An 18,059-nucleotide genomic window follows, 5' to 3' on the forward strand; every position below is an offset into this window, starting at 1 on the left:
ATTATTTTATAGCAGCACAGCCGAACTTTGTGTCATATAAATATCAAATTATGACACATTCAAATTTTCAGGGAAAAACAGTACTCATTACCGGAGGTACAACAGGCATCGGGCTGGCTACTGCAAAACTGTTTTTAAAAAATGGTGCCCAGGTGGTTATTGCAGGCCGCAGGGATGAACAGGGAAATGCAGCTTTAGAAACACTTCGTTCAATAAATGATAAAGTACGTTTTGTTCAGACTGATGTCTCAAAAAGTGATCAGGTCCGGAATCTGATCAATGAAACTGTTAAACACTTCGGAAAGCTGGATATTGCATTCAACAATGCCGGAATCGAAGGAACGTTTTCAACAATTGACAATTCTTCTGAAGAGGAATTCGACAAAGTGATGAACATCAATACAAAAGGTGTATGGCTGGCCTGTAAATACGAAATTGAGCAATTTAAAAAGCAGGGAACCGGTGGAACAATCGTCAACACCTCTTCATGGCTGGCCAGAGGTGCAATATCCGGTTCTGCAATATATTCGGCAAGCAAAGCTGCAATAGACGGGCTAATGAGAGCACTGACTCTGGAAACAGCCTCAGAAGGGATACGTATCAATAATATTCAGCCCGGATATATCCACACTCCCATGTTTGACAGATTTTTCCCCGGAGAAAATGTTGAGGAGGCAATAGAATTATTCAGAAAACATGCTCCGATAGGACGTTTTGCCTCTCCTGAAGAAGTTGCAGAACTGGTTGTATGGCTCAGCAGCCCTGCAGCCTCTTTTATCATGGGCGAAAGTATTCTGGTAGATGGAGGTTTGGCTATTGGAGGACAACGATAGACAATGAAAAATATCTTTTACTTCATGTTATGGGCAGTAAGTAATCACTTCAATGCCCAGCAGACGGATAGCAGCAGTTATACACTCAAAAATAAAGGAACAGATCGTATAATGAAATCAGCAAAACACAATCATTTGTATCAGCATGGAATTGTAGATGCGTTTATAGGCGGACTTTACAAAGGAACACTTCCTCTAAAGGATTTAAAATCAAGAGGCGACTTTGGATTGGGGGCACCTGATATGCTGGACGGAGAGCTTACGGTACTTGACGGGCAGGTATATCAGACGAAGGCTACGGGCCAGACCGTTACACCCGGAGATCAGTTTAAAACATCTTTGGTTTTTGTTACATTTTTCAAACCGGATCATATTTTTACCATTGAAAATAAAATGGGCTACCATTCTGCCCTACAGGAAATAAGCAAAGTTCTGCCGGGGAAGAATTCAATGTATGCCATTAAAATAACAGGGAAATTCTCCCATATAAAGACCCGGGCTTTTCCTCCCGTGGAAAAAGAGCCTTTTCCAACTTTAAGTTCAATTTCCGACAGACAGAAATTCTTTGATTTTTCAGATACTGAAGGTACTTTAGTTGGTTTTTATCTTCCTGAATATGTAAACGGTATCAATATCAAAGGTTTCCATTTCCATTTCATTTCATCAGATGGAAAGCAAGGCGGGCATGTTCTGGATTTTGATGGTGAAAATTTAAAAGCGGCTGTGGCTGTTTTGAAAAGTTTCACTCTCGAGACACCTGAAAGTAAGGATTTTCAAAATTTCCGGTTTGAGCAAAAAAATAATGACGCTCTGGAACATTTGGAACAGGGTAAGTAGTCCGGATATATTTTAATAGTAAAAAAACAGGTTCCAAATTTAAAGCAATTTGGAACCTGTTTTTAATTCATTTTTTTCAGAATCTTTTCAAAAGTATTGATGTTCCGGCTGGTGAGCTGATCTTTAAGGCTTTTCTTTCCCAGAACCTTACCAAAAGAAGAATCCAGTGTATTTCCTTTGGGAACCTGCCAGTAAAATATTCCTCCGGTAATTTCAGCTTTTTCATCTTCAGTTTTGGAAGCTGCCTCGAATTCTGCCATCAGGATATTTTCCACTCCGGGATTTCCTACAAAGGCATAAATATGCATATCATCCTTTTTTTCAAAAGGAATGCTGCTCCAGAAAATTCCTGTTTCTTCATGGGATTTTATAAACAGAAAGGCTTCGTAGGAAAAATGATCAGACATTGCTTTTTCTAAAATCTTCTTTAGTTCTTCCGCTTTTTTATCGGAAGAGAACACTATATTTCCGGATGCCAGTACCGAACTTACATCCTGCATTCCGGCTTCTTTAAAAACCTGGCATACATCGGCCATTTTCATATTGGTTCCTTTTACGTTGACGCCGCGGAGAAAAGCACAGTATTTCATTTTTTGAGGGATTAGGAGTTAGAGATCAGGTTGTAGGGAAACGATTTGATTTGTAAATTACAAATATAATTCTAAAATTTTCAAATAAAAAAACGGAACCAAAGTCCCGTTTTTTTATTAGCATTTTTATTGTGTTACCTTAATTATTGCTGTTGTAATTTGTTCCTCTTTTTCTTTTGAGTAAGTAGAATCAAAAGGTTCCATCACATCAAACAGATACTGGTAGAAAGGTGAGATTTTCTGTATCTTTTCAGATTCTTTTCTTGCCTTTTCCTTGCCCATCTGCTGAAGATCTTTGATGAATGTATTAAACTTCTTATCAATCGGTTCTATGGATTTCACAAGGTAAGCATATGCTTTCTCATTCTGTCCCAGCTTTTTATACGCATCTGTAACAGCTGCTACTACAAGGGAATACTCCATTGGTTTTGATCTCATCTGTCTTCTTGCAAAATTCTGATCAGCCGGAGCAAGACTCAGGTAATAATCATACTCTTCAAAAATACCTTTTTTAAGGATTTCTGCCAACTGAAGCCCTTTCTTCTCCTGTCCTGCAATGATGTATCCTGTTACCATAGAACTTAGTGAACGTGGATCATTAAATTTCTCAGCAGGAATTTCTTTGGAAACAAGATCCAGCAATTCTACTGCTTTACCTTTCTGTCCGTTTAAAGCCAGTGCTGAAGCTGCTCTGCTCGCTGACATTCTGTAGCTCATGATGTTTGAGGTAGCTGTTTCATCAAAATGGCTATTTAAGTCTTTGAAATTACCCCATCTGAAGTTTTTCACAACATTGTACAGTGAATTAACATCTACTCTTCCCATATCTCCATCTGCATTTGGAACAGTGTGGATTGGAACCAATCTGTAGCTGAAGCCATCAAACTGAAGATACTCATCAAGATAGAAAATATTTTCACTGTCGTAAATTCCTCCTGATGAGAAGTTGACAGGACGTTTCCAGTCGAAATTGGCAAGCATATCCATCAGGATCAGGTTATTTTTATAAAGAGTGTTTCCTTTATAAGTAATCATGATCTGGTTAACTACATTCGGAAGATCTGCCTGCGTGATGATTCCAGCTTTTAAAGCATTTTCTTTGTTAACAGGAAGAATGAATTTATTTACCGGAAGAATATTGTATTTCTCATACTTTTCTTCTCCAAAGTACATTTTTAAAAGCTCATCTTTTTCAGGAGATTTGAATTTGATAAAATCAATAGCTTCTTTCAATGTTAATGAATCCTGTGTAAGATATTTTCTGAATGCCTGGAATTCCGTATCAGGGGCTCCCTGTTCTTTTAACATCGAGAAAACGCCTTCCCAGTCTTCTTTCTTCATCATGTAGATCTGGTCGTTTACACCATCTCTGTAATCCTCATGAGTCAGCTCACTTGGAATTCCTGCCGCATTGTATGTTTTTCTTTTCACCTGATCCAGATTCCATGGAGTTGAAGCAAGGGTAAAGTTAACTACCTTCACATCATCTCTGAATCTTTCTGTTTCCTGGATTGCCCAGACAGGATACGTATCATTATCTCCGTAAACAAATAAAATATCGTTCTTCGGAAGTGATTTTAATACTGAATAGGCATAATCATATGCTGTATACCTGTTGCTTCTGTCGTGTACATTATAGTTCTGGAAGCCCATCATAAAAGGAACTCCTAATAAAACTACTCCCAAAGCAATATTTGCCCCGTTGGATTTTACCTTGGACTGGATGAACCATAAAATAGCTGCTGCCCCAAGACCAATCCAGATAGCAAAGGCATAGAAGGAGCCTACCATCGCATAATCCCTTTCTCTTGGCTCAAAAGGCTTTACACCCGTATAGAAAACGATTCCGACACTGGTTAAAACAAATAACGAAAGCAGGGCATAAAATCTTCCAAAATCCCTGTTCAATTGGAAAAAGAAACCGATCAGTCCTAAAATCAAAGGTAAAAAGAAGAATTTTACGGTACTTTCATTCTTGAATTTGGCAGGCATTTTATCCTGGTTGCCAAGCAAAGCATTATCAATGAAAGGAATTCCGGAAATCCAGTTTCCTTTTGTGTTTTCCATATTCCCTTCAAGATCGTTCTGTCTTCCTACGAAGTTCCACATCAGGTATCTTACAAAGTAATATCCGTTCTGGAATGTAATGAAATAATCCATATTCTGGGCCAAAGATGGCTTCTGAACATTGATTAAATTGTAAGGCTTAACCTTCAGATAATCGGCTGCCGTAATAGATTTATCTTCGTACTTGGCTCTCAATTCATCAAAAATCTGCTTGGCCTGGGGGCTATCTGCTACATCTTCATTAGCATAATTGAAGGTAAAATCCGGAGCTCCGTACATTGAAATGTAGTTCGCCATTACGTCTTTATCTTCATTGAACATTCTCGGCATTAAACTTATCTGAGATTTGCTGAATGTATAATTGAACCTGTCACCGGTTTTTCTGTAAGTTCCGGTTTTTTCATCTTTTTCATAGATCTCACCGGTCTTCTTGGTCTTGAAGCTTCCGTCTTCGTTCTTCTCAATTCCGTTGGCATCAAGGAAAGCGGTGTAGTTTTGACCATAAATCGTTGGCCAGTCACCATACTGCTCTCTGTTATAGTAATCCAGCATACCAATAGCAGTATCCGGATCGTTAAGGTTCATCGGAGGATTGGCATTCGCTCTCACAGGAATTACCATCCAGCATGAAAAACCGATCATCATATATACAACGGATAATGCAGCCGTCTGAATTATGTTTCTTTTAGCTTTTCTTGCATATTTAATCATGAAATAGCAGGCCGCTACCATTAAAATAAATGCAGCAATGGTTCCTGAATGGAAAGGAAGTCCAAGCCCGTTCACGAAGAATATTTCCAATCTTCCGAACATCGTCATGATAAGCGGGAAGATAATTTTGAAAACAATAATCAAAATTCCCAGTGTGATGGCATTAGCCCAGATAAAATTCTTCCAGGTAAATTTGTAGTTTCTTGCATAATATACTAAACATACTGCCGGAACGGCAAGCATACACATCATGTGCACTCCCACAGAAAGTCCTAATACAAAGAAAATAAGGATGATCCATCTTTCGTTGTCTTTCGCAAGGTATTCGTTTTCCCATTTGGTAATCAGCCAGACAAGCAAAGCAATAAACATGGAAGCCATGGAATATACTTCTCCCTCTACCGCTGAAAACCAGAAAGTATCTGAAAAAGTAAAGCATAAAGCGCCTACAGCTCCAGCAAAAAGAATGGAAATTTCCTGGTGCTTTGTTACTTCATCAAAATCCTTGTTTAACAGCCGTCTTACAAAATGGGTAATCGTCCAGAATAAAAATAAAATCGTCAGCGCACTGAACAATGCAGACATTGCATTGATTACGATAGAATAATTCTCACCTTTTCCTAAAGCAAAAATGGCTGCCACAGCACCCACAATCTGGAATAAGGCAGCTCCGGGAGCATGCGTTACTTCAAGTTTTACAGCTGAGGAAATGTACTCACCGCAATCCCAGAAACTGAAATTAGGTTCTATGGTCGACAAGTACGTGAAAAATGCAATGACGAAAATCACCCATCCTAAAACGGTGTTCCATTGCCTAAAAGTCCAATTTTTCATAGTATTAAATCAATTACGCGAAAATAAGGCTTTTATACCATTCTATGGTGTTTTTAACAAAATTTAAAAATTTTGGCGTAGTATTTGCGATCGTACTTCCACTAAGATTGCAAATCAGAAAATAAATTTTACTGAATCGCTGGCTTGAAATCAAACAAAAGTTTAGTAATTATTTATTTTTTTGTATTTTTGCGGTCAGATTTTTATTGAAAATAACAAATAATGAGTAATGTTTACGATAATATTCTTGGCCTAATAGGAAATACTCCTATGGTGAAGCTTAATACTGTTACAAAAGATATTCCTGCAACCGTTTATGCCAAGTTAGAATCATATAATCCTGGACATTCCACAAAAGATAGAATAGCACTTCACATTATAGAAAACGCTGAGAAGAAAGGTTTATTAAAAGAAGATTCTGTAGTTGTAGAAACTACTTCCGGAAACACCGGGTTTTCTATTGCGATGGTCTGTATTATTAAAGGATATAAATGTATTCTGGCGGTAAGCGACAAAACCAAGCCTGAGAAAATTGCTTATTTAAAAGCATTAGGGGCTACGGTATACATTTGCCCTGCCAATGTTGCTGCAGACGATCCCAGATCTTATTATGAAGTAGCTAAAAGAATAGCTTCAGAAACACCAAATTCAGTTTACATCAATCAGTATTTTAACGAATTGAATATTGATGCACACTACCAGACAACCGGTCCGGAAATTTGGGAACAGACAGAAGGTAAGATTACACACCTTTTTGCCTGCACTGGAACAGGTGGAACATTGTCCGGCTCAGGTAAATTTTTGAAAGAAAAAAATCCTGATATCAAGATTATCGGAGTGGATGCTGACGGTTCTATTCTGAAAAGCTACCACGAAACAGGAGAAATCCATAAAGAAGATGTACATCCTTACCAGATTGAAGGAATGGGAAAAAACCTGATCCCTTCTGCCCTTCTTTTTGATAAGGTAGATGAGTTTGTAAGAGTAAATGATGAAATGTCTGCATACAGAACCCGTGAAATTGCCCTTAAAGAAGCAATTATGGGAGGATATACTACAGGAGCAGTTACACAGGCCCTGATCCAGTATGCACAGTCTCACGAGCTGACCAAAGATGATATTATTGTACTGATCTATCCTGATCACGGATCAAGGTATATTACCAAGGTATACAGTGACAAATGGATGGCTGAACAAGGTTTTGTAAATAACTGCGTACACAATTACGATGAAGTTTTCAAAACAGAATTCATTAAATAGATTTAAATAAACCACGATACAAATCAGGCCTTTTGTGTTTTACAGGAAAGGCTTTTTTACTTAAAAATTACGATACAAAATGTTGGATATTTTTGAAAGAATAAAAGAAAATCCAGGACCTCTTGGACAGTTTGCAGATTACGGAGAAGGTTATTTTATTTTCCCGAGACTGGAAGGCCCCATCGGCCCAAGAATGCAGTTCCAGGGAAGAGAAGTTATTTTCTGGAGTGCCAATGACTATTTAGGATTATGCAACCACCCTGAAGTGATAGAAGCTGATGCCAAAGCTGCTGCGGAATATGGAATGTTCTATCCTATGGGAGCCAGAGCGATGTCAGGTGAAACAGACCAGCATCTCCAGCTGGAAAGAGAACTGGCAGATTTTGTACAAAAAGAATCAGCCTATTTATTGAATTTCGGGTACCAAGGAATGGTTTCTGCCATTGATGCTCTGGTAAACAGAAATGATGTCATTGTATATGATATGGACTCTCATGCGTGTATCGTAGACGGTGTAAGACTTCACTCCGGAAAAAGATTTACCTACAGACACAATGATATTGCCAGCCTTGAAAAAAATCTTCAGAGAGCCACTAAAGTAGCGGAAGAAACCGGAGGCGGTATTCTTGTGATTACGGAAGGGGTTTTCGGGATGAGAGGTCAGCAGGGAAAATTGAAAGAGATCTGTGATCTTAAATCTAAATACAGCTTCAGACTATTGGTAGATGATGCTCACGGATTCGGTACTCTTGGAAAAACAGGAGCCGGAGCTGGTGAAGAACAGGGATGCCAGGACCAGATTGATGTTTACTTCTCTACTTTTGCCAAATCTATGGCAGGTTTCGGAGCTTTCTTAGCCGGAGATAAAGAAATTATAAGATATTTAAAATTCAACTTAAGATCTCAGATTTTTGCCAAATCTCTTACAATGCCAATGGTAATCGGAGGATTAAAAAGACTTGAGCTTTTAAGAACAAGACCTGAAATTAAAGCCAAGCTTTGGGAAAATACTTATAAACTTCAAAACGGTCTTAAAGAAAGAGGATTCAATATTGGAGATACCAACACATGCGTAACTCCGGTAATGATGCAGGGAACGCCGGTAGAAGCTACACTTCTTGTAAAAGATTTAAGAGAGAACTACAGAATTTTTACCTCTGTAGTGGTTTATCCGGTTATTCCGAAGGGAATGATCCTATTAAGGTTAATTCCTACCGCTTCCCATACGGATGCAGAAATTAATGAAACATTAGCTGCGTTTGAAGCTATTCATGATAAATTAGTAAGTGGTTACTATAAAGAGCAGGAACAGAAACTTCTGCAGGAGCAGGGTTTAAGTTTCAAGCCGATCTAATGAAAAAAGATAAAAACCACTGAAATTTTCAGTGGTTTTTTATTACATATTCATCCTCTCAAATTGATACGTAAAATGAAGTTCAAGGGCTATTTGTTAGGCATATTGTCATCCGTTTCATTCGGGTTGATTCCTATTTTTATCCTGCCGTTAAAGCAGGCTCAGTTTTCTCTAGACATTACTCTGTTTTATAGGTTTTTGTTTTCAGCCTTAATGGTGAGTGGATATTTGCTGTACTCCGGAGAAAGCTTCAGGATCAATAAAAAAGAAGCTTTGATTCTTGCTGTTCTGGGAGTATGCTATGCCCTTTCTTCAGAATTCTTATTTATCGGCTATGATTTTCTCACGCCGGGAATTGCTTCTACCGTTCTGTTTATTTACCCGGTTATTGTAGCTCTGCTCATGTTCTTTTTTTATAAGGAAAAACTTACAAAACTATCCGTAATGTCTCTGTTACTGGCATTTGCGGGTGTTATTGTTCTATGTTTAAAAGGAAACAGCCTGGAGATCAATTTTGCAGGACTTGGCATTGTGATGCTGAGTTCGTTATTTTATGCCCTCTACATGGTTATTGTGAATAAATCACATCTTAAAGTATCAGGATTCAAGCTTTCTTTCTATTCAATGCTTTTCACTTCTGCATTTTTTATGATAAAAGCTTTTACGGAAGGTGAATCTTTCGCCATTCCTTCTGTATCTGTATTTTTGAATTTTATTGTTTTCGCTTTTCTCACCACAGTAATTTCCAGCCTATGTTTAGTTTATGCCATAAAATATATCGGCTCTACCCCAACCGCTATTTTAGGTGCGTTGGAACCGGTAGTTGCAGTAATGGTAAGTGTTCTGATGTTCCATGAAAGATTTACGCTTAATCTTCTCATCGGTATTACACTGATTCTTTTAGGTGTTATCCTGAATGTTATTGCAGACAGCAGAAGATCAAAACGCAGTAAAAAAAGAACCTTAAAAAATACCTGACAAACCGTCAGGCATTTTTTATTTCATTTTATTAAACATATATCTGGCTATTTTCCATTTCCCGCTTTCTTTTTGCATGACAAACAATTCCCGGTTTTCTTCCGGTGTGGTTTTTTGTTCTGCATGAATTATTTGTGTTCCCTGAGAAACAGTACGTGCAATAGCATAACTTTCATTAATTAATGTAATTTCGTCTATTCTAAACTTCACATTGAGCTGCAGGGTCTTAAAAACAAAATCATAAGCTCCTTTTAACTGTTCCTGTCCTTCAGCAGAGGGTCCTCCCTGGGGCATAAATATTCCGTTGTGTGTGTATAAAGGTAATACCTGTTCTGTAGATGAAGAATTAAGAGCCTTCTCATAGGCAAAAAGTGTTTCTTCTATATCTTTTTTTGCTGTAATTTCCATTGTTGTATTATTTTGTACTGTTACAGTTGAATTATTATTTTTTATATTCTGCTGTTTTTCGGTGCAGGCTGTCAATACAGCTAAAGCCTGCATCATGATCAATATTTTAGCCATCTGTTATTCTAAAATTTAGATTTCGCTTCAGCCAAAGTAACTGTTTTTCCAAGTGCACCAAATTCATGAAGATCTCCAAAAACCTCAATACGGATCGACTGATCTATACCTCCTATTCTTAAAGGCTCAAAACCTGCATTTCTGATTACATTTTCAATATCTTCATTCACTTCCGTATCATCAGATGCATAAAACAATACTGCTTTTTCCGGTTCTTGGTTCGAAGATGATGCCAGCGTTCCTGCTCCAAGTGTGCCAAATGCTTTTACCAGCTTTGCTCCTTTTGGAAGGATTGCTTTATTCAGCTCTCCAGCTGATTCGTTTTCTCCAATGATCTTTTTAAATCCTCCGTTTCCGTCAGGAGCAATAGGATTAGAAACATCAACAATTGTTTTTCCCTGTAAAAGATCTCTATTGTCATTAAAGAAATCTTTAAAAGATCCAAACCATATTGCAGGAATAATAATATCTGCAGTATTAATTGCATCTTCAATACTGGCATTTTGGGCAAATCCACCAGATTGTACAGCAAAATTGGCTGCCTCCTCCGCATTTCTTGCTGCTACAATTACCTGATGCTTATTGTTTACTAAATTATTGGCAACTGCTTTGCCTATATTTCCTAATCCAATTACCGCTATTTTTTTCTGTGTTTCCATTTTATGTAATTTAAATGTTTTTATTTGACACAAAATTACAATGGATAGTAATAAGAAAACGACAAACAAGTTTAAGAAAACGCCTTAACATTTGATAAGATACTTCCTTAATACAGTTTAGTAAACGGCTTTATTTTTTCACTCTTTTTCCGCGGATTTTACTGAGAAACTGAGGTGTAATCCCCAGATAAGAAGCAATTTGTACATTAGAAATACGGTTAGCAAGCTGAGGGTACTGTGCAAGGAAGAACTCATATTTTTCTTCTCCTGTAGCACTGATATTTTGGAGCATCCGGTTCTGAAGCTCAATAAATTTTTGTTCCATGATAACCCTGAAATTCCGGTTAAATTTCGGAAAATAGACATAAAGATACCAGAGATCACTTCTTTCAATCTGAAATACAACCGAGTTTTCCAGCGCTGCAATATATAATTTGCTGGGCTTTTTATTATGAAAACTGTCAATATCTACAATCCAGTCGTTTTCTGAAGCAAATTGCAGATTATGCTCTACGCCGTCCTTATCTATACCATACATTTTAAAACATCCTGAAACTACAAATGTATAGTACTGGCACACATCATTTTCCTGCATTATAAATTGTTTCCGCTTTATTTTTCTTTCAGTTATCCGCTCTTTGAGTGCTTCCGTCTCCTCTTTTGAAAGGGGAACATAACTTTTAAAATAACTGATAAGTAAATCTATTTCTTTTAACATCTATACCAGATTTTTTATAAAACTACTTTCCACAATATATCAAAAAAATACAGCTTTTTAAATAAATTTTCATTTCACCGCTTAAAATAAATTTCTATTTATCAGATAAAGCCTAAACTTTCCTGCCCAGTCTTTCATTTTTAAATGAATTTAAAATAACTTTGCAAAAATTTCCTGTTGAAAGACCTGCTTCTCATTACCCCGCCTTTTACCCAGCTCAATACCCCATATCCGGCTACAGCTTATATTAAAGGCTTTTTGAATACTAAAAATATTTCCAGCTATCAGATTGACCTGGGGCTTGATGTTATTTTAGAACTATTTTCAAGACGTGGAATTGAGAAAATTTTCAGCAGAAATATCAATGTACAGGAAATATCTGAAAACTCGCAGAGGATTTATGCACTGCGGGAAGAATATTTAAAAACCATAGATCAGGTTATTCCCTTTCTTCAGGGGAAAAATCCTACGTTGGCAAGACAGATCTGCAGCATGAATTTCCTTCCCGAAGCTTCCCGTTTCAACCAACTGGATGATATGGATTTTGCTTTTGGAAACATGGGACTTCAGGACAAGGCAAAACATCTTGCCACCTTATATTTGGAGGATATCTCCGATTATATTATCGAAAATATTGATCCTGATTTTGGCTTCAGCAGATACGCGGAACGTTTGGGGAAAAGTGCCAATTCTTTTGATGAACTTTATTCAAAATTATCTGAAAATCAAACATTTACTGATAGTTTTACATTGAAAATTCTTCAGGAAAAGTTAGAAGAGGTCCAGCCAAAATTAGTCTGTTTTTCCATTCCTTTTCCCGGAAATTTATATGCCGGCTTCAAATGTGCCCAGTTTATCAAAAAAAATTATCCCCATATTAAAACTGCAATGGGTGGTGGTTTTCCCAACACCGAATTAAGGGAAGTAAAAGATAAGAGAGTTTTTGAATTTTTTGACTTTATCACTCTTGATGACGGTGAACTTCCTCTTGAATTACTTTACGAAAGTTTAAGTACTTCCGAAGAAAACACTGAATATAAAAGAACATTTTTAGTTGATAATCAAAAAGTTATCTATAAAAATAATTCCAAAAGACACGATTATAAACAGGCAGATATCGGAACACCGGATTATACTGATTTACCATTAGATAAGTACATTTCCGTTATTGAAATTGCCAATCCGATGCACAGCTTATGGAGTGACGGAAGATGGAATAAACTGACGATGGCTCACGGCTGCTACTGGGGAAAATGTACTTTTTGTGATATTTCCTTAGATTACATTAAAATTTATGAACCCATTTCTGCAAAGATTTTAGTCGACAGAATGGAAGAGCTCATCAAAACAACCGGCGAAACGGGATTCCATTTTGTAGATGAAGCCGCACCACCTGCATTGATGCGGGAAGTTGCCCTGGAAATTCTTCGTAGAAATCTGGTTGTTACCTGGTGGACCAATATCCGTTTTGAAAAAAGTTTCACCCGGGATTTATGCTACCTGCTGAAACTTTCAGGTTGCGTGGCGGTTTCCGGTGGACTTGAAGTTGCCAGTGACCGCTTGCTGAAGCTTATAGATAAAGGTGTTTCTGTAGAACAGGTTGCACAGGTGACCAGAAATTTTACAGAAGCAGGTATTATGGTTCATGCTTATCTGATGTATGGCTATCCTACCCAAACTATTCAGGAAACTGTAGACTCTTTGGAAATGGTAAGGCAGATGTTTGAGATGGGAGTTCTTCAGAGTGGATTCTGGCATCAGTTTGCTATGACGGCCCATTCGCCTGTCGGGATAAATCCTGAAGAATTCGGAGTAATTCCTGTGAAAGAAGAAATTCTGTTTGCCAACAATGATATCGATTTTAAAGACAAAACCGGAATCGATCACAATAAATTCAGTTTTGGATTAAAAAAATCCCTTTTCAATTATATGCACGGAATCAATTTTGAAATCCCGCTTCAGGAATGGTTTGATTTTAAAATTCCGAGAACAACAGTTCACCCGGATTATATTCATGACTGTCTTCTGGAAGATGCACCATTCGGTTTTAAAGGCAATTCAAAAGTTGTTTTTTTAGCTAAAAACGTAATCGCTGAGAATCGTGTAAAAAATAAAAAGAAATATTCTGGTACGTATACGCTTCTTACATTCCATTTAAAAACGAACATTATTAAGGTAGACCTGGAACAGGATAAAGCAGAGTGGCTCATGAATATTCTGGAAGAAAATTCTATAGAAAATCCGAAAAAAGTTACAGTACAGCAACTTAAGAATCAGTTTGAAGAAAATTTTGAAGATTTTGAATTATTCTGGTTTTCAAAACCTATTCAACAGCTTAAAGAAAATGGCGTGATTCTGAGTTTGTAATTAATTGGGATTTTCTTTTGAAACCGGGCCTACCGTCACTTTATCCTGTATTTTTATAAAGTTCGGGTCCATAATTGCAAGTCTTTCAGCAATAGCTTTATAGGTAGGAAATTTCAAAAGAGAAGCCCTGCCTGACATTTCTCTGTAAATGGTAAAAGTCTTTCCGCCAGCGGTTTTCAGCTGTTTTGTTGTGGTAATATATCTTCCTATGTACTTACTTTTGGCATCATAGATCTCAATATCTACAAAACTTTTGTCTTCAATGGTATCTTCGGAACCGAAACTTACGGGAAGGTTGGTGAAGTATCCTACTGGAACCCCATTACTGATAATCTCTCCCACTTTATTGACTTCGATATTCATTTTATCAATTTTACTTCTGGTGGTATAGGCATCTTTAGTTTTGGCATCCAGTTTTCTTTTCGGGATATTTTGGAAGATTTCGTCCAGGCTTTTAATATTGATCCCTTTGTTATCAATAATTTTCAAACCTTTTATAGAAGTGTATACCGCTGATTTTTCTTCTCCTGAAAATGCAGATGGAGAAATATAATCCAGCTCTATCGTTTTTTCCCGGTTGTAAACCCTGTTCAGCTTTATATAACTATCCCGTACAGAGTCTACTATGCTTTTATCTATAAATTCTATGGTATAGATCGGGGTATCATTCAGATCCATAAATGTATAGGTACTGGATTTGCTGGAAATCTTGGCAACATGGACGTCATCAAGACTTATGATACCTCTTTTGGTTTTGAAATTCTGAGCATTACAAAGAATTCCCAGAACGGTAAAGAATATGATGATGCTTTTCTTCATACAATCAGACTTTTACACAACATAAAAAAAAGTGTAACCAAAGTTACACTTTCTTGAAAATATATTTAGCTTTTCATTTAATTATTCACAAAGGATAATTCCTTTATCATGATTAAATTCTACAACACCGCTTTTGATAGGATAAGAAAAAACAGAGTCTTTCTCATTTTCTTTGGTAAAGTTCTTAGCATAAGCTTCCTCTACAGAAGAAGTAAAAAGCTTTACCTTACCTCCGATCAAAGAAGAAACAATTGCTGCGTGGCTTTTCATGATGTGAAATTCACCATTTTTTCCAGGCAATAATACAGAATCTACTTCTCCTTCAAAAACTACGTATTCTGGTGTTAAAATTTTTATATTCATTTTTTATGAATTATAGATTATAGATTTTAAATTTTAAATGATTTTTTCAATCTAAAATCTAAAATTTAACATTTAAAATTTTATTAAGCGTTTTCAGCTAACATTTTTTGTCCGGCTTCGATAGCTTCCTCGATAGTTCCTTTCAGGTTGAAAGCAGCTTCCGGCAAGTGGTCTAATTCACCATCCATAATCATGTTAAATCCTTTGATCGTATCTTTGATATCTACCAATGATCCAGGAATACCTGTAAACTGTTCAGCTACGTGGAAAGGCTGAGATAAGAATCTCTGAACTTTTCTTGCACGGTAAACTACAGATTTATCTTCTTCAGAAAGTTCTTCCATACCAAGGATTGCGATGATATCCTGAAGTGCTTTATATCTCTGAAGAATTTCTTTTACTCTCTGAGCACAGTCATAATGTTCAGCACCGATAATTTCCGGAGCAAGGATTCTTGATGTAGAAGCCAATGGATCTACTGCTGGATAAATACCCAATGAAGCGATCTTTCTGTCTAGTACCGTAGTTGCATCCAAGTGAGCAAATGTAGTTGCAGGAGCCGGGTCAGTTAAGTCATCCGCAGGTACGTAAACCGCCTGTACTGATGTAATTGAACCGTTTTTAGTTGAAGTAATTCTTTCCTGCATCGCACCCATCTCAGAAGCAAGGGTTGGTTGGTAACCTACCGCTGACGGCATACGACCAAGAAGTGCAGATACCTCAGAACCAGCCTGTGTAAAACGGAAGATGTTGTCTACGAAGAAAAGTACGTCTCTTCCCTGTCCGCTTTCACCACCGTCTCTATAGTACTCAGCCAATGTAAGACCTGAAAGTGCTACTCTCGCTCTTGCACCTGGCGGCTCGTTCATCTGTCCGAAAACGAATGCAGCTTTGGAATCTTTCATAGCTTCCAAATCTACTTTGGAAAGATCCCAACCTCCGTTTTCCATAGAGTGCATGAAATCATCACCATACTTGATAATTCCTGATTCAAGCATCTCTCTCAAAAGGTCATTTCCTTCTCTCGTTCTTTCACCTACTCCGGCGAAAACTGAAAGACCTCCGTGTCCTTTTGCAATATTGTTAATCAACTCCTGGATCAATACTGTTTTACCTACACCGGCACCACCGAACAATCCGATCTTACCTCCTTTTGCGTAAGGCTCGATAAGGTCGATTACTTTAATACCTGTAAATAAAACTTCTGCAGAAGTTGAAAGTTGATCAAATTTTGGAGCTGGTCTGTGAATTGGCAGACCACCTTCTTTAGAAATATTTTGAAGTCCGTCGATAGCATCCCCAACAACGTTGAATAGTCTTCCGTTTACAGCTTCACCGATTGGCATTGTAATAGGATTTCCGTATCCAATTACTTCCTGACCTCTTTGAAGACCGTCTGTAGCATCCATTGCGATACATCTTACTGTATCTTCACCAATATGCTGCTCTACTTCCAAGACTACTTTTTCACCGTTTCCTTTTGTAATTTCTAACGCGTCATAAATACTTGGAACTGCTTCCACATCTGTGAAGACAACGTCGATTACCGGACCAATAATTTGAGAAATTTTACCTTTAATTTGGTTTGCCATTGCTAAATTTTTTCTTGGTGCAAATATAATGATTCTTCATAAACCCACAATTGCTAAAAAAAAGATTTTTATCATACTTTTTGTTAATGTACCAAAGTATCAGTTTAGCAATATAACAATGCTATTGACCATAAATATTTGGTAAACCGTTAAATTGGTACATTGGTACATTATCTTTATATTTGCAGTCAAATTTTTTTCCGTTTTGAAAGTTTTCAAGAATTTTAAAGATTATTCCTCTCAAAAGCCTTTAGCATTATCTTTAGGAATGTTTGACGGAGTGCATCTGGGACACAAAAGTATTATCGATGAACTGATTAATGTAGGAACAGAGAATAATCTGGAAACAGCTATACTCACTTTCTGGCCTCATCCGCGTTTTGTTTTCAATCCGAATGAAGATCTTAAGCTTCTCAATACACTGGAAGAAAAAAAACAGCTGATCGAGAAATACGGCATCAATCATTTATTTCTGAAAGAGTTTGATGAAGAGTTCAGAAATCTTACGGGAGAAGAATTTGTACGCCAGATCCTGATTGATAAGCTGAATGTAAAATACCTTATTATAGGCTATGATCATTCTTTCGGAAAAAATAAGAGCGGAAATTTTGAACTTCTTCAGAAACTTTCCAAGGAACTGGGTTTTGTGGTTGAACAAATGGAGGCTATTAATATCCATGAAAACAATATCAGCTCTACTAAAGTACGTAATGCCCTTCTTGCAGGAAATATTAAAGAGGCCAATGAAATGCTTGGTTACTCCTACTCTGTTTCCGGAACTGTTGTTCATGGAAAAAAGATCGGAAGAACAATCGGTTATCCTACGGCCAATATTGATACTGAATCTATTAAACTTCTTCCTAAAAAAGGCGCTTATATTGTAGAAACCGAAGTAAAAGGACAACAGTATAAAGGAATGCTCAGCGTTGGTACCAATCCTACCGTGAACGGAGAAAAATTAACCGTTGAAGTTTATATCCTTGACTTTGAAGGTGATATTTACGACGAAAAAATCACGGTAAGGTTCAGGGATTTTCTTCATGACGAAATTAAATTCGAAGGTATTGAAAAGCTTATCGAAAGACTGGATGAAGATAAAAGGCTTACTCAAGAATTTCAATTTTAACTGTTTATAATTTCCTCTTTCGCTTTTTTCGTTAAAGAATTAAATACCAGTTCATAAGACTGATCTATTAATTTAAAGATCAAATCTCTTTTTAAACCGTCTACCATTACGGAATTCCAGTGGGTTTTATTCATATGGAATGCTCCTGTGATCTGTGGATGCTGTTCACGAAGTTCTGCACTCCATTCAGGATCTGTTTTCACATTTATATTTAACGGCTGCTTCTCCAAGGGCAGCAACAGGAACATTTTTGTCCCTACTTTCATAACAAGGGTTTCGTTATCAAAAGGAAAAGTTTCCGTAACTCCTTTTTTGGCAAGACAATAGTCTAGAATTTCGTTAGCATCCATAGGGCAATTTGAAAATTTGAAAATGAGATAATTTGAATAAAATCTTTTAATTATTCCTCCAAATTTAGTAAATTTAAGA

At 37.0% G+C, this 18,059-nt stretch carries 16 protein-coding genes; 7 read left to right on the forward strand and 9 right to left on the reverse strand.

Annotated elements, in window-relative coordinates:
• Nucleotides 1–50: 50 nt before the first annotated feature.
• Entirely contained in the window at nucleotides 51–833 is a 783-nt protein-coding gene (locus tag HNP36_RS05925; protein WP_184159447.1) for an SDR family NAD(P)-dependent oxidoreductase, read from the forward strand.
• A gap of 3 nt (nucleotides 834–836) precedes the next feature.
• Nucleotides 837–1,670, forward strand: coding sequence for an acetolactate decarboxylase (gene budA / locus HNP36_RS05930; RefSeq protein ID WP_228456267.1), 834 nt, complete (start codon nucleotides 837–839; stop codon nucleotides 1,668–1,670).
• Nucleotides 1,671–1,732: 62 nt separating this feature from the next.
• On the opposite strand, the gene HNP36_RS05935 is transcribed toward budA, so the two are convergent.
• Together HNP36_RS05935 and HNP36_RS05940 are read right to left on the reverse strand one after the other, a co-directional pair.
• Nucleotides 1,733–2,260 (reverse strand): DUF1697 domain-containing protein, encoded by a 528-nt coding sequence (locus tag HNP36_RS05935; protein WP_184159445.1) that lies wholly within the window; start codon nucleotides 2,258–2,260, stop codon nucleotides 1,733–1,735.
• A 126-nt stretch (nucleotides 2,261–2,386) separates the two neighbouring features.
• Nucleotides 2,387–5,872, reverse strand: a complete 3,486-nt coding sequence (locus HNP36_RS05940; RefSeq protein WP_184159443.1) for a DUF2723 domain-containing protein — start codon at nucleotides 5,870–5,872, stop codon at nucleotides 2,387–2,389.
• 222 nt (nucleotides 5,873–6,094) lie between these two features.
• Between HNP36_RS05940 and HNP36_RS05945 the strand changes: the two genes are divergently transcribed.
• The 3 genes from HNP36_RS05945 to HNP36_RS05955 all read left to right on the forward strand — a co-directional run bounded on the left by HNP36_RS05945 (nucleotide 6,095) and on the right by HNP36_RS05955 (nucleotide 9,464).
• Nucleotides 6,095–7,132 carry a PLP-dependent cysteine synthase family protein gene (locus tag HNP36_RS05945; protein ID WP_184159441.1) on the forward strand — a complete coding sequence of 346 codons (1,038 nt, stop codon included), beginning with the start codon at nucleotides 6,095–6,097 and terminating at the stop codon, nucleotides 7,130–7,132.
• A gap of 82 nt (nucleotides 7,133–7,214) precedes the next feature.
• Nucleotides 7,215–8,486, forward strand: a complete 1,272-nt coding sequence (locus HNP36_RS05950; protein WP_184162224.1) for an aminotransferase class I/II-fold pyridoxal phosphate-dependent enzyme — start codon at nucleotides 7,215–7,217, stop codon at nucleotides 8,484–8,486.
• A gap of 75 nt (nucleotides 8,487–8,561) precedes the next feature.
• A complete protein-coding gene (locus HNP36_RS05955; RefSeq protein WP_184159439.1) occupies nucleotides 8,562–9,464 on the forward strand; it encodes a DMT family transporter in 903 nt (300 codons plus the stop codon).
• An 18-nt stretch (nucleotides 9,465–9,482) separates the two neighbouring features.
• Here HNP36_RS05955 and HNP36_RS05960 read toward each other — a convergent pair whose 3' ends face one another.
• The 3 genes from HNP36_RS05960 to HNP36_RS05970 all read right to left on the reverse strand — a co-directional run bounded on the left by HNP36_RS05960 (nucleotide 9,483) and on the right by HNP36_RS05970 (nucleotide 11,363).
• Nucleotides 9,483–9,986, reverse strand: a complete 504-nt coding sequence (locus HNP36_RS05960; protein ID WP_184159437.1) for a YybH family protein — start codon at nucleotides 9,984–9,986, stop codon at nucleotides 9,483–9,485.
• Nucleotides 9,987–9,994: 8 nt separating this feature from the next.
• Nucleotides 9,995–10,645, reverse strand: a complete 651-nt coding sequence (locus HNP36_RS05965) for an NADPH-dependent F420 reductase (RefSeq protein ID WP_184159435.1) — start codon at nucleotides 10,643–10,645, stop codon at nucleotides 9,995–9,997.
• A 130-nt stretch (nucleotides 10,646–10,775) separates the two neighbouring features.
• Nucleotides 10,776–11,363, reverse strand: a complete 588-nt coding sequence (locus HNP36_RS05970) for a Crp/Fnr family transcriptional regulator (RefSeq protein ID WP_184159433.1) — start codon at nucleotides 11,361–11,363, stop codon at nucleotides 10,776–10,778.
• A gap of 177 nt (nucleotides 11,364–11,540) precedes the next feature.
• On the opposite strand from HNP36_RS05970, the gene HNP36_RS05975 reads away from it, so the two are divergent.
• Entirely contained in the window at nucleotides 11,541–13,730 is a 2,190-nt protein-coding gene (locus HNP36_RS05975; RefSeq protein WP_184159431.1) for a B12-binding domain-containing radical SAM protein, read from the forward strand.
• Here HNP36_RS05975 and HNP36_RS05980 read toward each other — a convergent pair whose 3' ends face one another.
• The 3 genes from HNP36_RS05980 to atpD all read right to left on the reverse strand — a co-directional run bounded on the left by HNP36_RS05980 (nucleotide 13,731) and on the right by atpD (nucleotide 16,504).
• Nucleotides 13,731–14,549, reverse strand: coding sequence for a hypothetical protein (locus HNP36_RS05980; protein WP_184159429.1), 819 nt, complete (start codon nucleotides 14,547–14,549; stop codon nucleotides 13,731–13,733).
• An 81-nt stretch (nucleotides 14,550–14,630) separates the two neighbouring features.
• The gene (locus tag HNP36_RS05985) at nucleotides 14,631–14,912 is read right to left on the reverse strand and encodes a FoF1 ATP synthase subunit delta/epsilon (RefSeq protein WP_184159427.1); all 282 of its coding nucleotides are present in this window, start codon (nucleotides 14,910–14,912) and stop codon (nucleotides 14,631–14,633) included.
• An 83-nt stretch (nucleotides 14,913–14,995) separates the two neighbouring features.
• Nucleotides 14,996–16,504, reverse strand: coding sequence for a F0F1 ATP synthase subunit beta (atpD, locus tag HNP36_RS05990; RefSeq protein WP_184159426.1), 1,509 nt, complete (start codon nucleotides 16,502–16,504; stop codon nucleotides 14,996–14,998).
• A gap of 205 nt (nucleotides 16,505–16,709) precedes the next feature.
• Here atpD and HNP36_RS05995 point away from each other — a divergent pair, with 205 nt between their 5' ends.
• The gene (locus HNP36_RS05995) at nucleotides 16,710–17,630 is read left to right on the forward strand and encodes a bifunctional riboflavin kinase/FAD synthetase (protein WP_184159424.1); all 921 of its coding nucleotides are present in this window, start codon (nucleotides 16,710–16,712) and stop codon (nucleotides 17,628–17,630) included.
• Here HNP36_RS05995 and HNP36_RS06000 read toward each other — a convergent pair.
• Complete coding sequence (locus HNP36_RS06000; RefSeq protein ID WP_184159422.1) at nucleotides 17,627–17,980, reverse strand: MmcQ/YjbR family DNA-binding protein; 354 nt, start codon at nucleotides 17,978–17,980, stop codon at nucleotides 17,627–17,629. The two genes, HNP36_RS05995 and HNP36_RS06000, sit on opposite strands and share 4 nt — an antisense overlap.
• Between the last annotated feature and the right edge of the window lie 79 nt (nucleotides 17,981–18,059).

Source organism: Chryseobacterium shigense, assembly GCF_014207845.1.
GTDB lineage: Bacteria > Bacteroidota > Bacteroidia > Flavobacteriales > Weeksellaceae > Chryseobacterium > Chryseobacterium shigense_A.

Bases quoted from the DNA above. Each gene is read 5' to 3' on its own strand.
- HNP36_RS05925 (WP_184159447.1), top strand. From the start codon at position 51: ATGACACATTCAAATTTTCAGGGAAAAACAGTACTCATTACCGGAGGT.
- budA (WP_228456267.1), top strand. From the start codon at position 837: ATGAAAAATATCTTTTACTTCATGTTATGGGCAGTAAGTAATCACTTC.
- HNP36_RS05935 (WP_184159445.1), bottom strand. From the start codon at position 2,260: ATGAAATACTGTGCTTTTCTCCGCGGCGTCAACGTAAAAGGAACCAAT.
- HNP36_RS05940 (WP_184159443.1), bottom strand. From the start codon at position 5,872: ATGAAAAATTGGACTTTTAGGCAATGGAACACCGTTTTAGGATGGGTG.
- HNP36_RS05945 (WP_184159441.1), top strand. From the start codon at position 6,095: ATGAGTAATGTTTACGATAATATTCTTGGCCTAATAGGAAATACTCCT.
- HNP36_RS05955 (WP_184159439.1), top strand. From the start codon at position 8,562: ATGAAGTTCAAGGGCTATTTGTTAGGCATATTGTCATCCGTTTCATTC.
- HNP36_RS05960 (WP_184159437.1), bottom strand. From the start codon at position 9,986: ATGGCTAAAATATTGATCATGATGCAGGCTTTAGCTGTATTGACAGCC.
- HNP36_RS05965 (WP_184159435.1), bottom strand. From the start codon at position 10,645: ATGGAAACACAGAAAAAAATAGCGGTAATTGGATTAGGAAATATAGGC.
- HNP36_RS05970 (WP_184159433.1), bottom strand. From the start codon at position 11,363: ATGTTAAAAGAAATAGATTTACTTATCAGTTATTTTAAAAGTTATGTT.
- HNP36_RS05980 (WP_184159429.1), bottom strand. From the start codon at position 14,549: ATGAAGAAAAGCATCATCATATTCTTTACCGTTCTGGGAATTCTTTGT.
- HNP36_RS05985 (WP_184159427.1), bottom strand. From the start codon at position 14,912: ATGAATATAAAAATTTTAACACCAGAATACGTAGTTTTTGAAGGAGAA.
- atpD (WP_184159426.1), bottom strand. From the start codon at position 16,504: ATGGCAAACCAAATTAAAGGTAAAATTTCTCAAATTATTGGTCCGGTA.
- HNP36_RS06000 (WP_184159422.1), bottom strand. From the start codon at position 17,980: ATGGATGCTAACGAAATTCTAGACTATTGTCTTGCCAAAAAAGGAGTT.